We start from the raw sequence: 15,223 nt of genomic DNA on the forward strand, positions 1-15,223 counted from the left end.
TCAGCAAGTGCCCCTGATCCGCCTGGCGAGAAAACCTGTTAGCTCATGTCCAAAAAGTATGCTTAAAAGCCCCACCTTGAAAAGCTTTTAGAATCGACGTACACATTTTTTTAACATAAGTCAACAGGTTTAGCGCCGGTAATCTAGCGCGAATTATCGAGGGAAGTTTAGGCCAGATATTCTCTAGAATAGTGAAGCAAACGCAGACCTTCAGGAGTAACAGTAGTGGAGTCCCGTTACAATCCCACCGAGATTGAACCCAAATGGCAAACAAGCTGGGCCAAACAGGGGCTAGATGCAACTCCTGAAGACACTAACAAACCCAAATTCTATGCCCTATCCATGTTTCCCTACCCCTCGGGCAGCTTACACGTCGGCCATACCCGCAACTATGTAATTACCGACGTCATTGCTCGCCTCAAGCGGATGCAGGGCTACCGAGTGCTCCAGCCCATGGGTTGGGACGCCTTTGGCCTACCCGCCGAAAATGCCGCCATCGCTCGGGGGATTCATCCCGCCGAATGGACCTATGCCAATATGGCCCAAATGAAAAAGCAGCTAGAGCCATTGGGACTCTCCATTGACTGGAGCCGGGAAATCGCCACCTGCTCACCTGACTACTATCGCTGGACCCAATGGATCTTTCTGCAATTTCTGGATATGGGACTGGCTTACCAGAAAGAAGCCGCTGTCAACTGGGACCCGGTGGACCAAACCGTGCTGGCTAACGAGCAGGTGGATAATGAAGGTCGCTCTTGGCGATCCGGGGCCAAGGTGGAGCGCAAACTGCTGCGCCAGTGGTTCCTAAAAATTACTGACTATGCGGAAGAACTCTTAAATGACTTAGATAAACTGACCGGCTGGCCTGAGCGGGTCAAAACCATGCAGGCCAACTGGATTGGTAAATCCGTGGGAGCCTATCTGGAGTTTCCGATTGTAGGTATGGATGACAAGGTGGCCGTGTTTACCACCCGTCCCGATACGGTCTATGGCGTCACCTACGTGGTGCTGGCTCCAGAACATCCCCTCACTCCCCAAGTCACTAGTAAAGCCCAGCAAAAAGCGGTGGAGAAATTTATCGAGGAAGTGGGAGCCGAGAGCGAGATGGATCGCACGGCAGAGGACAAGCCCAAGAAAGGCATTCCCACGGGGGGTAAGGCGATCAATCCCTTCACCGGGGAAGAAATTCCCATTTGGATTGCCGACTATGTGCTGTATGAGTACGGGACAGGCGCAGTGATGGGGGTTCCCGCCCATGACACGCGAGACTTTGTGTTTGCAAAACAGAATAAGCTGCCGATTCAAACGGTAATTGTGCCTGAAGGAAGTGATGCGGATACGCCCTTAGAAGCTGCCTATACGGAACCGGGGCTGATGGTCAACTCCGGTGAATTTGATGGCAAAGCCTCTACTGAAGGCAAGCAGGCCATTATTGCCAAAGCCGAGACCAAAGACTGGGGCAAGGCTAGGGTGCAGTATCGTCTGCGGGATTGGCTGATTTCCCGACAGCGCTATTGGGGCGTGCCGATTCCGGTGATTCACTGTCCTAAGTGTGGTGCTGTCCCCGTTCCCGAAGCCGATCTGCCTGTGGAGCTGCCAGAAGATGTGGAGTTCTCAACTCAAGGTGGATCGCCCCTGGCCAAGCTGGAGTCCTGGGTGAATGTCGCTTGTCCCACCTGTAGAGCGGATGCCAAACGGGAAACCGATACCATGGATACCTTTATTGATTCGTCTTGGTATTTCCTTCGTTATCCCGATGCCAAAAATGACAAAGCAGTCTTTGATTCAGCGAAGGCCAATGATTGGCTACCCGTTGATCAATATGTAGGTGGGATTGAACATGCGATTTTGCACCTATTATATTCGCGATTTTTTACGAAAGTGATGCGCGATCGCAAACTCCTCAATTTCGATGAACCCTTCAAAAAGCTGCTCACCCAAGGGATGGTGCAAGCTCTCACCTATAAAAACCAGGAGACGGGCAAGTATATTGCACCTATTAATGTTGATGCTGACGATCCTAAGGATCCAGAAACAGGTGCACCCTTGGAAGCCTTTTACGAAAAGATGTCCAAGTCTAAATACAACGGCGTCCCCCCGGAAGAAGTCACCAATAAGTATGGAGCCGATACCGCTCGTCTGTTTACCCTATTCAAGGCACCCCCAGAAAAAGATCTGGAGTGGGAAGGGGCAGACGTGGAAGGTCAATTCCGGTTTCTCAATCGGGTTTGGCGACTGGTCAGTGAGCATGCCGCCCAAGCCCAGGGCAAGAAAGCGAAGGTGAATAAGGCCAAGCTCTCGAAAATTGAGAAGGAGCTGCGACGGTCTGTTCATATTGCCATTAAAGAAACCAGTGAAGATTTAGACGGCGATTATCAGTTCAATACCGCTGTATCCGAGCTGATGAAGCTGAGCAATGCCCTTAGTGATTCCAAGGAGAAAGCGTCTCCCGTCTATGCCGAAGGTGTTGAAACCTTGCTGCTGCTCCTCACCCCTTTTGCCCCCCATATCAGTGAAGAGCTTTGGGGAAACTTAGGTCACGCGGATTCTATTCTGGGTCAGGCTTGGCCTCAGGTGGATAAAGAAGCCCTGGTGGCCGATGAAATTACCCTAGTGATTCAAATTATGGGTAAAACCCGAGGCACGATTCAAGTTCCGGCGGACTCTAGCCGAGAAGACTTGGAACAGCTCGCCCGCGAGTCAGAAGTGGCCCAGCGGTATATTGCCGATAAGGAAGTGAAAAAGGTAATTGTTGTACCTGGCAAGCTGGTGAACTTTGTGGTGCCAAAATAGTACTGAGGCCGTCAGGCTAGGGCATCTAGGGACTGGGCAATATCCTCAAACACTGGGGTGGAGTTCATAATAAAGGTGTGGATGGCAGGCACTGTTATTACTCTATGACCTCCACTGGCTTCTGCAACTGAGAGAATGCCATCGTTTAATTCGTTGCCAAAAGGGAGCCACGGTGCCCTAGGTCCGCCCGTGCCAACGTAAATTTTGGTATGGGGCGGTAGGGTGAGTTGGTCAATAAAACTATCCTGGGCGAGCAATTGCCCCATTTCTCCCGTGAGTAGCTGATAGAGGCCGACGTTGGAGAAGAATTTGGCGGCTTGACAGGCCACCATGGGTGGGGCGAGGAAAAAACAGGCTGTGGGTGGATGGGAGTTGAGCTGGGGGGTAGGTGTTGCGGATAATAATGGTGCCGAGGGAATGGCCCAGTAAAGCATAGGGTTGGGAACCGATTTGGGTTTGAATCCGTTGAACCAAGCGGTCTGTGACAGTTTGCAAGGATTCTAAGGTGGGGGGAATAGCCAAATAGGTGAGGGGTATGGCCCAGTTTGCGAAGTCGGTGCTGTAGGTACAGCATGGACAGGGGCGTTCGACCCATGCCATGGATCAAAATTAGGTTAAACACTATTTATCCAATTTCTCTGAGCAATTATCTACTTTCAATAATCATAGATTTCGATTGCCATTGCTTTCGGCAGTAAACTTTTTTAGTAGTAAATTACAGACTGACCTTTGGTGTTCGCTATACATCCAATTTAGAGAGCTTTTAAAGAGATTAAGAATTCTAGCAAAAATGTTAAAGTTTAGATAAATTTACAGATGATGTTTCTATTCTGAAATTAGTTGGGCAAAATCCAGACAATGCCTTTAGAATTGGAGTAATTATTATGTTTCTTTTATTTAGTAAATAGTTGAAATCGCTGAAGATTAATATCAAGAATTTAAAACTGGTGGCCATTGATATTCTTGATATTAATCAATTATTCATCCTTTTTATGTCTAGCTTGCAGTTCTATCGTACAAAAATTTATGCCCGTTGATAGAGAACACCCTGCATTCGAGCAACCGAGCGATCCAAATATACGTGTATGGCGCTACATGAATTTTGCAAAATATGTCTCATTTCTTCAAACTCAATCTTTGTACTTGCCTCAAGTTAAGGTCTTAGCACATGCAGATCCGTATGAAGGCACAACAACAAAAAAAGAGTTTAGAAAAGTAGAATCAGGAGATAAAATAGCTTTAAATTCGCAAAAATCTCGTCTTCTTGGATTATCAACTAATTATGTCAGTTGCTGGCATTTGAACGAATCCGAATCACACGCAATGTGGCAACTTTATTCAAGCTCATATAGTGAAGCAGTTTGTATTCAGACAACTTATCAAAAGCTTGGTGATGCTTTACCTGATGTGCCAGGAGTAGAAAGTAGTCATTATTTTATTGGGAAAGTGAAATATATTAACCATCACATAGATGATATGCCGTCAAATAATGTTTTTTATCCAATAATGCATAAATTAAAGTCTTTCCAGCATGAGCGGGAAATCCGAATTGTATACTGGAGAAGAAATCCTGGAACCGGCAATTCTAATATGCTAGATGGTTATCCCACAGGAATACTCGTTCCGTTAAACATAAACAAAACTATAGAGAATATTATTATTTCACCTACCGCAGCAAATTGGTTTTCTGAGACTGTAAAAAAATGTGACTCGTAAATATGGAATTGATATTCCTATTTTGCAATCATCACTAGTTCGCATGCCTTACCCCTAAGATATATCTATTTTTCTAACTTAGGTTTGTACTCGAACACTTGTCCAACACCATATATACAATTTCTAATAAAAAAACTAGGGCTTTTTACTTATAGTAGCAATGGACTCAAGACATCAGTCTGAAGCGTTGAAAGATCTATTGGTGAATACTTTCAAAAAAAACAAGCCTGCTTCCAGACAGTTAAACAGTATCAGCAACCTCAAAAGGGTTAACCAGAGATACCCCTGTATCAGCAAAATCACTCACATTACGAGTCACCAAAATTAAGTCACGAGTCAAGGCAATCGCAGCAATTTGTTTATCGATCGCATTCTGGGGTTGGGGAGCACATAAACATCCCCATACCTGAGCTTCCACTTCCGTAAAATCGAGAATATGGTCAGCATAGCTGTCTAAAATGGTTTGCAACCAATTCTCTAATAGGCTAGCTTGCGGTAAATCACCACGATAGCGAATCAGTTCAACCCCTCGACGTAACTCTCCAATAGTGATGGCACTGATGTATAAGCGAGCTTTTTGCTCAGCAGCAACCTGAAAAAACTTCCGTACACCCGGATCAGCTCTTGCCTGCTTGCGGAGTTCACTAATGACGTTAGTATCAATCAAATACATCTTGAGCTAAGTCATCCTGGATTCGCTCAAAATCTTCGTCACAGCCAACCTGTGGAATTTGGCAAAGAACTTCAGAGAAGGACTTCTGGGGTGGATGAAACAATACCTGTTCTAAGATTTTGCGATGTTCGGCCTCAGCGCTCACGCCATTCTGACTAGCCCGCATCTTTAAGGCTCTGACTATAGAGTCGTCAATATTACGAACAATCAGATTTGCCATAAACTTTACTGTAGCTTAGGGATTCTCTCTAACGATAGCATTGATATCATTATATGATCCTCAACTGCTTATGCCACCACATCAGGTACCTGACTAAATACGATTGAGAAGGTTCGTATACCCTAAAAATTCGTTCTTCCAGTCGCCATAAACACCTGAGAGTCCACAGGCAGAACATTCACAGCCCAAATAAAACCACCGCACATCTTCACTCATACGGTAGAGAGCCACCCCTGCCATAATTTCAAATTGATCATTATCACAGGAGCAATTTACTGGGTAAACGGCTTCGACTTCATCGATATAGTCATCACTATCGCCAATACCATGCTCGGTATCGCAGGCAGTACAGATTCGTGCGGCCACCCCTTCCTCTTCATTGATGACTAGTCGAAAAACATTACGGTCGCAGCATTTGGCAACAGTAAAGTGTTCAGCTTTGTAGCCATTTTGGATGCTGTAGTCGATGATTTGCGATTGCAACAGTGCTTCGTTCATATCCTCAATAATAAAGAGGTTGCCCCATGTTGTCTTGCTCTTAACACTCAAAAGTTTCTCAGCTGAAATGGAACGTCAGGAACGAGTGTGGTTGGTCTAGGGTCAGTTTCCTTACGGGCAATGTCACTCAAACGGATGGTCTCAATCAAGAATGTTAAAACACCTCACCAAAGTTGTTCAAGCAGGCTGTTTTTCTCTCTTACTTTTTCTGCCTAGCCGTGTCAATGCTCAGCTCATGACTGACCAGAAAATTCGCGTTGCTGGTGTAGAACGCGAATATCACCTTTTCGTGCCTGATGATCACCATAACGCTCCGATTGTATTCCTGTTCCATGGACACACCAATACCAGTGATGAATTAATCGGGCTATCTGGCACAAGAGCCCCTCAAGCTTCGTTTAGAGTTTGGCTGGATATTGCGAAAAAAGATAACGTGATTCTCGCCATCCCCAATGGACGCTATGTCTCTCGGAGGGAAAAAGGGTGGAACGACTGCAGAGCCGACGCTCCCACAAATTCCAAGGCAGATGATGTTCTTTTTATCAGTAAGCTTCTGGACTCAATTGTGGATGAGTACCAAGCGAATCCCCAACGAGTTTATGCAACTGGACATTCAAACGGTGGGCATTTTGCCATTAGACTCGCTCAAGAAATCCCCGAAAAAATAACAGCATTTGCCGCAATCTCTGCATCCAATGCTGTTAATTCAGAGTGCAAAGATTCAACGATTCCGGTTTCAGCATTGGTTATGAATGGCACTGCAGACCGTTTCTTGCCCTATAACGGCGGCCCAATGATGGCCAAGAGAGGCGATGTCTTATCAACCGCTGGAACGCTTCATTATTGGATCAAGAGAAATGGCACCGACCCGTTCGCTGAAATGGACAAGTTGCCCGACACGACCGTGAAAGATCAAAGTAGAGCCGAGAAATATACCTATAAAAACGGCATCAACAATACTGAAGTTGTTCTGTTTAGAATCTTGAATGGTGGTCACACCACCCCCAGCATTCAAGTAAGAAACAGGAGGCTTCTCCTGCGCATACTAGGGAACCAAAACGCTGATATCGAGATGGCCGATGAGGTTTGGTCATTCTTTAAAACGAAAAAGAAATGAATTGGCATGGAAAACATGTCTTCATGGGAGCAGAGATCTATCGAGATAGATTGTTCCCGTAGTCTTAGCCATCTGTGGCTGCTTTCTTTTGCGATTTGAGGGTTGCCAAATAGGTCCGTAAAAAGGGTAATCCACCAATGGCCGGCAGAAAATAGCGCATGGTACACAGAAGCCCTAAAGCAGCACCTGTTGCTTCATCAAAGTAATTGGCATAGAGGGCAATTAGAGCCGCATCACGAGTACCAACCCCTGCAAAAGTCAGCGGTAATAATCCTGCCAAAATGGCCAGCGGAGAGAGGGCAAGGCTGACAATAAAAGGCACCGTAGCCTTCAGCGCTAAGGTAAAAAACCAAATCTGCACCATGTGCAGAAACCAGATAAAAATCGAGGTGCCTGAGACCTTGGCCAGTTGAACCCGATCTTGCCAGAAATGTTGCTGCATTTCTTGCCAGGACTCTTGCAAGCTCTTAAATTTCTGACTAATCCCCTTAGGCGTGATCTTTCTCAGGATGCCAAAAAATAGGTGGGCAAATTTAGCAGACCCTAATAACAGTAGCCCTAGGGTCACTCCTGCCACAACCCCAGCCGTCATGGTCCAGAAAAACGCATCCTTCTGGGGATATAGAATCAGGCCAAATGCACACCAGAATAACAGCGACAGCATATCGCAGGTTTTTTCGAACACCACCAGAGAGACCGAGAGGGTGCCGGTCAGATAGCCGCGATCGCGAATAAAATACGCCTTGGCTATATCTCCCATTTTGGAAGGCAAGACCATATTTAGGGTACTGGCTGCCAACACGAGTTTGTTCGCTTCCCCTGCCCCCATCCCTGAACCGGAAGGCATTAATTGCTGCAATCGCCAGGAGGTAAATCCCGTCAGGGGAATCACCATTCCCAGACTGATCACCATCCACTTCAAGTCACAATTGCGGAAAACCTCAATCAGTCCCTGGAAGTCAATCTTTGAGTAAATAATGCAAAGAATGAGGACACTAACGGCAATGGAAATGGGGCGTTTATACCGTTTCATATCAAAGTTTGCGCTCCAGTTTAAAGGATTCTCCTGCCCCTAAGGATCGGACATGCTGGGTTAGGTCTTGCCAGGGCTGTAACTGTCCCACCTGAAAGGTCCGACTCATCACCACATAAATTGAGGTTTGAGCGCCACCCAAGCCCATTGACAGAACATTCTGCCAAGAGGGGGACTGTAATTCATCCGTCACCACCCAGTATCCTTCTTGCCAACTAAAACTACGCTTGAACTGAAAATCAGTGCTATTTTTGCCCGTAATCAGCATTTTTTGCAGCAGTGACCGGATCAAGTTGGGAAAGAATCGGCCCACCGTCAACATGACCACTCGCAAAATCATCAGATTCAGGGGCGTCATTTGTTTCTGTTTGGCCCAGCCCAAAGCCCCTTGCACCAAAATTTGGTCTTCTTGGAGGGTACTGGGGTAATCCCCAACCAAATGGCCGACGGCATTTTTAACTTTGCCCCCCTCTTTCACTTGCAAAGATAGGTGCGTATCTGAGGCCACCAGCTGCCCATGACGAAAGAACTTAAACACCCCACCTTTATTCAGGGCCAGATACAGCTCCGTATCCCCTCGTCGATCAATTAGAACTCGGGCTTCGGGTAACCAAAATCGTCCCTGGGGACGAGGTTTTTGCGGCGGACGAGCAGGGACAAAATCCTGCCAGGCCAATAGATAGTTCCAAGTATGATGGCCGACAATATGGTCGTCGGCATAGCAAGACCCTAGGCCATTCGCCAATCCAGCTAATATCCGGTCATTGATATTGAGCGCTTCCGGCCACCATTTACCCACTAGTTCAAATCCGTGGGGGAAAAAGTTGTAGGTATTCCGGCTGGTATATTCTCCACCATAGGACCCGTCGGGATGGACGAACTCTGCTACCAAGGCCACTGCTTTTTTCAGTGCCGTTTGCAGTTGGTCCGTCGGATTGAGTTCGTAAATCCTGGCCAGACAGGAAATCGTTAAGGTGTGGTAGCCCGGATCGCAGCCTTCATATTCTTGAAACCAGCCTTCAGGATTTTGCCATTCAAATACGCGGGCTAGGCGCTCCGCCTTGGCCTGATCCCATTTAGACGTTTTCAGCAACTGAGACACTTGCTCTAGACACAGTACAATCAGCGCTTGGTGATTGGTCAATCGACCACTTTCATTGTGATGGGCGAGCCAGTCTGCCCGTAGTTCAAAAAAGCGGAGTGCCTCTTCGTTCTGCAATCCCAATAAGGTATAGCTTTCGACACAGGCCAACAGAGAAAAGGCGGCGGCCCCACCGGCTCGCTCAAACGGGAAATAATCATCGCAGGATCCATCTTTATGGGCACTGCGCGCCGCAAACAGAATCCCCGCCTCAACCCAATTTCGAATCGATTCCTGCTGATAATATTGATTGTTTGGTAGTTGATGGGCATAGACCAAAGCCAGGGGCCAGACAAACTCCTGGGACATGCCGCTGGGGAAATCAATGATTTTGTATTGCCAATAGTTGCGATCAAAACAACCATAGTGAGGACTATGAGGGTTCCGATCCTGCAAGGTCAATATCTTGGGAATCTGGGCTAAGGCAATCTGGGCAAAAAGATCTTTATTCATCCTTTGTTATGGGACTCCAAGTCAGCTCGGCGTTGCCGCAGCTGGATATCTTCCAACAGTTTACGATTGACCGTTAATAAATCAGCTAACAATCCAAACATATAGAGCTGAAAACCAATCAAAATCAACACCGCTGAAATAATCAGACTCGGTGCCCGAGCCCTTGTTGGATCTTGGAAATATAAGACGAGCCAACGCAGCCATAGAAGTAAGCCAAAAAACGAGGGAATACTCCCTAAAAAAGTAAAGAACTTCAATGGCCGATAGGCCATAAAAATCCGCAAGATGGTGAGAATAGATCGCTGAATATAAGAGGCGATACTTTTGACTAGGCGCGAAGGTCGCAGGTAGCCATTTGTGCGGATGGGCACGGAGGTAATCACCATGCCATGCTGCCCTGCTTGAATGATGGTTTCCAGGGTATAGGTATATTCGTTAAACACGTTCATCCGCAGGGCAGCGTTGCGACTAAAAGCCCGAAACCCACTGGGTGCATCAGTAATATTGGTGCCACTGGCAATCCGCACCACCCAACTGCCTAACTTTTGCAGAAATTTTTTGGCAGGGGAAAAATGTTTGATTTTCTGAATGGGGCGCGCCCCGATGACGACCTCTGCTTGCCCTGCCAGGATCGGGGTAATCAATTTGGGGATATCATCTGCGCAATATTGATTATCGGCATCGGTGTTCACAATAATGTCGGCACCTGCTTTTAAGCAGGCTTCTATCCCGGCCATAAAGGCTTTGGCTAATCCCTGGTTATGTTCTAGATCAACGACATGATGGACACCATGGGCCCGCGCCACTTCCACCGTGTTATCAATGCTGCCATCGTTAATAATCAGCCATTCCACACAATCAACACCGGGCAATTCTTTCGGCAGCTCATTGAGGGTAATGCCAAGAGTTTCTTCTTCGTTAAAGCAAGGAATTTGGATGATGAGTTTTGTCATAAATCAGCTAAATATAGGCTGTGCTTGGCAATTAAACTCTGCGCTTATTCTGGCATGCAGTTTGCTAAATCTAGCTCCTGCTATATATTTTTATGTCTCCTTGCTCCCAGGTTTGTCGGTAACTTCGATCACCAAGCTGGAGGTCCGTTTGGTCCAAGTACTCAGGTTTTACCGTCATCACCATACAGGCTTCAAAGTCTTGATGGGGTGGCTGAGAGGCAAGCGACGACGATGGATTATCTACCTGAAGATGCTCAAACCGAATGGGGCGGTTGGACCGCTCTCGCCCCAGTTTCCAGAGGGGATATTCCCAAGTATCGCCACCAATAATCAAACCCACATCGCTGCAGGGTTGCTCGGCGATATAATCCACGGTGGCTAAAAAAGGCTTGGCCAGTTTGGGGCGGCTACTAAAGTAGCGATCCGTTCTCGATTGGTTAAAGATGGTGACGACACTGCGTTCTTCCACAAATTGCGTATTGATCACCAGGGGGCGGGTTTCATTACAAAGCACCCAAAAGAAGGAAATGGCTAGAAAACCCGCAGTGATTGCATTGGCAATGGGCTTTTTGAATAATTCAGAGAGGGCCATGCCCACCCAGGGAGACAGCAATATAAAAATAGGGAGGTGAAGTCGACTGCGCCAAGGAGACCAAATCACGAGGAAGCAAAACAGCAAAAATCCCCCTAAGCAGCAGAGTAAATAGGTGGACCATAAAAGCTGTTCGCGAGTCTTCAGGCGCTTTCTAAATAGGACGAATACGACAATGCATAGGAGGAACAGTAGCAAATGTTGGGGATTTCCCGCCAAGTCTTCATGGTTGACCAGGCTATGCATATCAAATTTTTGGCCTGGGGGAGAGGTAATACTCGGATCGCTCGGGTCTAAGCCCATGACTTGGTGGATCGCCGTCACAATCCGAATGGTGATCAGATTAATAGATCGAATTGGGGTACTCAGATGGAGGGCTAAATTTCGCAGAATATTGGAAATCAGGACGGGCAATCCATAGGAACCACTGTCTTGTCCCGTCGGCCCAAAGAGAGAATCAAAGACTTTGAGATTGCGGGAATATTGCCCTAAGTTCATCAGTACAATGATGCCGCAGGACACCCCTAAGGGTTGCCAAACTTTCCAGCGCAGATATCGAACGCCTACGAACAAGAGCCATAGGGCAAAGGGAAACCCATACAAATAAGCCGTGGGTTTCGTCAGGATAGCTAAGCCCAAGCTCGCTCCCAAGGCCGGAACATAGGTCCAACCAATCCGATTTTGAATCGTGACTAAGGAGAAGTAGACGAAGCATACGAGCCACAGAGAAACCACATAGTCTGTTTGGGTACTGGAAGACTGCAAAATCCCCATGGGGATGGTGGCACTGATGACGACGGCAACGAGTTGCGATCGCAACTTCCCCCCCAACCGTTCTGTAATGAGCGATACTCCGATCAGACTGAGCACCATACTCAGCCATTGCAGCAAGTTGAGGAATAGATCGCCTGTCAAAATAAACACTTGGACCACGGCAAAAGCAGGTCCTGGCCCAGAATATAGCTGCCGAGGAATATGAGTGGGATAATGGCCCACACTTTGATTTTGAGTCCAATGAATGACCCGGCCCAGATGGTAGGTCATTGAATCCCAATTATTGGGGGGGGATAAAAGAGCTGTAATCCCCGTTCCCAAAACGATACCAATCACACCCACCAGGAGAATTTGCTGGAAGCGAGTGAAGGATTGATCTTGTGCCTCCGGTTGAGACGGGAGGCTAGTCTTCCGGGAATGGCGAACAAACCAGAAGCCCAGCCCCAGGTTAACCCCAATCCAGGCAATGAGTAATCCTTCTAATACTAGGGCAGAGAAAAAGCTCAAAAATTCGGCAATAACCGTGGCGATCACCGCCCAAGACACGGCTGATAACAGAACAGCCGTGCGCCAATCATGATCTCGGCGATAAATGAGATACAGCAAGATGTAGGCAGAGATCAAAAAAATGACAGGCATCGAATTACTTATCTACTCCATGGGACAAATCAACGGTCAATCGTTGTTGGTGATTCCAGCAAAAATAGTCTGAGCAAAATTTTCAGCGGAGTTTTGTTTTGCCCATATTCGCATCTTCTCTGGATTGTAGAAATCATTCCTGGATGCACCTATTAACTTCATCATGCCTTCACTAATTTGCTCCGGCTGTGTAGAATCTATCGACAGCCCTAGCTGATGCTGTTTCACCATGGCCCCCATTAAACCAAAGTCGGTACTGAGCACGGGCTTTTGTGTCGCCGCAGCCAGCAACAAAATACCACTCATTCCTACATGTTTTTGGTAGGTCGCCAGAATCACATCCGACATCCGAAAGTAGGACCAGACCTCTTCTTCCGAAACAAACTGATAATTCCGAATAATTTGCACCGGTTGAGAAGCCGTAATTTCGGTGATGCGCGCTTCTAGCTGTTGCTGAATCTTGGATTCACCGACCAGCACCAGGCAAAGCTGTCGCCCCCAGTCGGAAGATAACTTCTGAATCGCATCTAGGATTTGATGAATCCCTTTGCGGCCATCAATGGCTCCAAATAATAAAAAATACGGTTCTCTCAGCTTCAATCCCCAAATCATCTTTTAAGGTACAAACTGCAGATGGGGGGTGGGACAAACTCCACGGGATCGGGCAAATGGATAATCTCAGCTTGACTAGGCCGCTGCTGCAAAGCCGGTACAGCTAGAGGATCCAAGCAAAATAAAGTGGCCAACCGTGAATTCCGCAAAACTTTGTTTAAGTTTAAATTCTCTCGACCTTGATTCAATTTTTGCCGCCAGTTCAATGGGGGCTGCACACCTAGTTGACGATAGTGTAGCGTGGGTCGAAAATAAATCCCTGAGAAAGAACAGGGCGGTTTTAGCCACCATGCTATGGATAGAAAGTAGGTATCCAAATACATAATCAGACCGTGGTTCACCTGTAGCTGACTCGCATAGTCACAAAACAATCTCCATTCTTGAAGGTTGCGGAGGTTACGGTCTATTGGTTTTTTTCGCGACTTTAGAGCAGATTCTTGTGGATGGGTAATGGCAATAAACCGAATATTCGGGTTTGATTGCTGTTCTGCAAACTCAACAACATCGGCATGCTCCGTTAAGAAGCGAGGCGAAACCACAATCGAAAGAATCTGAAAGTGCGTCTGAGTATGCCAATACCGAATGAGATGGCGAATGTAGTTAGGATGATGGCCCCGAATAGATAGATCGAAAACTAACAAATGAGGGGTAGTCTTCTCGGAGTCATGGGTTATGCCTAACGCCTGTTGGCTGCTCTGCATTGTTTTTTTATTGCGTTTAAAGTAATGAATGAATAGTAACTGCCCCTAGCCAATTTTATAAGGGGATGCAAACGCTTAAACGAACCATAAAATTTGCTAGTTGTGTGGAAGATCACATTACAGATTACAGATGTGTTTAATGATACAGGTATATCGTCTGGAGTAGCTTGCAAGTGTCCCATCCATCCACTACGATTTCATTCTTTCTAACCTATTTCGGCGGCGGCGGTGCCGAACGAGTATTAATCAATCTTGCCAGTGGATTTATTAAAAATGGATACCAAGTTGATTTTGTCCTCGGGCAAGCTTGGGGGCCCCATCTCAAAAAAATTCCCCCTGAAATAACAGTGGTTGATTTGAAGGCCTCAGGCAGTTTTGCCAGCATCAGAAAGCTAGCCCAGTATCTTAAGCAAACAGAACCCCAAGCGTTAATTTCTGGTATGCATTTTGCCAATGAAGTCGCGATTCTAGCAAAACGACTCGTCAAGACAAATACGGTGGTCATCGCGACTGAACACAACACATTAACCCACTCGTTAAAACACAATAAGAACCGCAAGAAAAGGATCATTCCCTTCGCAATTCGCTTGTTATATCCTTGGGCGGATAGCGTCGTGACCGTATCCCAAGGAGCAACGACCTCCTTAACAGAAATCAGCAGTATATCTCCAGATAAAATTACAACGATTTATAATCCAGTCATTGCCCCTGACCTTTTTTCCAAAGCCAATGCTGAGATCGATCATCCCTGGTTCCAACCTGGAGAACCGCCGGTCATCATTGGTGTAGGCAAGCTTGAACCCCAAAAGGATTTCCCCACTTTAATCCGAGCCTTCGCTAGAGTCCGTAAGCAAATTCCCTGTCGATTGGTCATTTTGGGATGGGGACCCGACTTAGACAAGCTACAAGAATTCACGGCCGAGGTGGGTGTCCAAGAAGATGTTGATTTAATGGGTTATGTGGATAACCCCTACCCCTATATGGCTCGTGCTAAGGTATTTACCTTGTCATCTGCTTGGGAAGGACTACCCACGGTTTTAATTGAGGCGTTGGCCTTAGGTAAGCCGGTTATTTCAACGGATTGTCCCAGCGGCCCTAGAGAAATTTTACAAGGGGGTAAATATGGGGCATTGACCCCTGTTGGTGACGATACAAGTTTGGCCACAGCGATTTGTGACGTTCTGAACCAGCAGTCTCAAAGTGATGTTTCCGAATGGCTGCATCAGTTTTCAATAGAAGCTTCAACCAACCAATATCTGAATTTGATCAACACGCTTAAAACGGCTGCTTGATAGTATTTATATGTTT

The 15,223-nt window shown here is 46.7% G+C and carries 15 protein-coding genes; 4 read left to right on the top strand and 11 right to left on the bottom strand.

Annotated elements, in window-relative coordinates; all coding sequences use genetic code 11:
- The first annotated feature begins 225 nt into the window (after positions 1 to 225).
- Entirely contained in the window at positions 226 to 2,793 is a 2,568-nt protein-coding gene (gene leuS / locus HRE53_RS03565) for a leucine--tRNA ligase (protein ID WP_235109100.1), read from the top strand.
- A gap of 11 nt (positions 2,794 to 2,804) precedes the next feature.
- Here leuS and HRE53_RS03570 read toward each other — a convergent pair whose 3' ends face one another.
- Both HRE53_RS03570 and HRE53_RS03575 read right to left on the bottom strand, forming a co-directional pair.
- Positions 2,805 to 3,059, bottom strand: a complete 255-nt coding sequence (locus HRE53_RS03570; protein ID WP_235109101.1) for a hypothetical protein — start codon at positions 3,057 to 3,059, stop codon at positions 2,805 to 2,807.
- The gene (locus HRE53_RS03575) at positions 3,034 to 3,393 is read right to left on the bottom strand and encodes a hypothetical protein (protein WP_235109102.1); all 360 of its coding nucleotides are present in this window, start codon (positions 3,391 to 3,393) and stop codon (positions 3,034 to 3,036) included. Before HRE53_RS03575 ends, HRE53_RS03570 begins: the two co-directional genes overlap by 26 nt.
- Positions 3,394 to 3,819: 426 nt before the next feature.
- On the opposite strand from HRE53_RS03575, the gene HRE53_RS03580 reads away from it, so the two are divergent.
- Positions 3,820 to 4,509: a hypothetical protein gene (locus tag HRE53_RS03580; RefSeq protein ID WP_235109103.1), complete on the top strand. Its 690-nt coding sequence runs from the start codon at positions 3,820 to 3,822 to the stop codon at positions 4,507 to 4,509.
- 241 nt (positions 4,510 to 4,750) lie between these two features.
- On the opposite strand, the gene HRE53_RS03585 is transcribed toward HRE53_RS03580, so the two are convergent.
- From HRE53_RS03585 to HRE53_RS03595, 3 genes are all read right to left on the bottom strand, one after another.
- The gene (locus HRE53_RS03585; protein WP_235109104.1) at positions 4,751 to 5,182 is read right to left on the bottom strand and encodes a type II toxin-antitoxin system VapC family toxin; all 432 of its coding nucleotides are present in this window, start codon (positions 5,180 to 5,182) and stop codon (positions 4,751 to 4,753) included.
- Positions 5,169 to 5,402, bottom strand: coding sequence for a FitA-like ribbon-helix-helix domain-containing protein (locus HRE53_RS03590; protein ID WP_212662251.1), 234 nt, complete (start codon positions 5,400 to 5,402; stop codon positions 5,169 to 5,171). The genes HRE53_RS03585 and HRE53_RS03590 overlap by 14 nt, the downstream gene beginning before the upstream one ends.
- 93 nt (positions 5,403 to 5,495) lie before the next feature.
- Positions 5,496 to 5,951 (bottom strand): hypothetical protein, encoded by a 456-nt coding sequence (locus HRE53_RS03595; protein WP_235109105.1) that lies wholly within the window; start codon positions 5,949 to 5,951, stop codon positions 5,496 to 5,498.
- A gap of 184 nt (positions 5,952 to 6,135) precedes the next feature.
- Between HRE53_RS03595 and HRE53_RS03600 the strand changes: the two genes are divergently transcribed.
- A complete protein-coding gene (locus tag HRE53_RS03600) occupies positions 6,136 to 7,017 on the top strand; it encodes a PHB depolymerase family esterase (RefSeq protein ID WP_235109106.1) in 882 nt (293 codons plus the stop codon).
- Positions 7,018 to 7,081: 64 nt separating this feature from the next.
- Here HRE53_RS03600 and HRE53_RS03605 read toward each other — a convergent pair whose 3' ends face one another.
- The 6 genes from HRE53_RS03605 to HRE53_RS03630 form a co-directional block, all read right to left on the bottom strand.
- Complete coding sequence (locus tag HRE53_RS03605) at positions 7,082 to 8,050, bottom strand: lysylphosphatidylglycerol synthase transmembrane domain-containing protein (RefSeq protein WP_235109107.1); 969 nt, start codon at positions 8,048 to 8,050, stop codon at positions 7,082 to 7,084.
- A gap of 1 nt (position 8,051) precedes the next feature.
- A complete protein-coding gene (locus HRE53_RS03610; protein WP_235109108.1) occupies positions 8,052 to 9,644 on the bottom strand; it encodes a hypothetical protein in 1,593 nt (530 codons plus the stop codon).
- Positions 9,641 to 10,597 carry a glycosyltransferase family 2 protein gene (locus HRE53_RS03615; protein WP_235109109.1) on the bottom strand — a complete coding sequence of 319 codons (957 nt, stop codon included), beginning with the start codon at positions 10,595 to 10,597 and terminating at the stop codon, positions 9,641 to 9,643. The genes HRE53_RS03610 and HRE53_RS03615 overlap by 4 nt, the downstream gene beginning before the upstream one ends.
- A gap of 70 nt (positions 10,598 to 10,667) precedes the next feature.
- Entirely contained in the window at positions 10,668 to 12,602 is a 1,935-nt protein-coding gene (locus tag HRE53_RS03620; protein ID WP_235109110.1) for a glycosyltransferase family 39 protein, read from the bottom strand.
- 36 nt (positions 12,603 to 12,638) lie between these two features.
- Positions 12,639 to 13,214: a glycosyltransferase gene (locus HRE53_RS03625; RefSeq protein ID WP_235109111.1), complete on the bottom strand. Its 576-nt coding sequence runs from the start codon at positions 13,212 to 13,214 to the stop codon at positions 12,639 to 12,641.
- Complete coding sequence (locus tag HRE53_RS03630) at positions 13,211 to 13,915, bottom strand: hypothetical protein (RefSeq protein WP_235109112.1); 705 nt, start codon at positions 13,913 to 13,915, stop codon at positions 13,211 to 13,213. The genes HRE53_RS03625 and HRE53_RS03630 overlap by 4 nt, the downstream gene beginning before the upstream one ends.
- A 173-nt stretch (positions 13,916 to 14,088) precedes the next feature.
- On the opposite strand from HRE53_RS03630, the gene HRE53_RS03635 reads away from it, so the two are divergent.
- A complete protein-coding gene (locus HRE53_RS03635; RefSeq protein ID WP_235109113.1) occupies positions 14,089 to 15,207 on the top strand; it encodes a glycosyltransferase in 1,119 nt (372 codons plus the stop codon).
- Positions 15,208 to 15,223 lie beyond the last annotated feature (16 nt).

The sequence above is a fragment of the Acaryochloris sp. 'Moss Beach' genome, assembly GCF_021497025.1.
Taxonomy (GTDB): Bacteria; Cyanobacteriota; Cyanobacteriia; order Thermosynechococcales; family Thermosynechococcaceae; genus Acaryochloris; species Acaryochloris marina_A.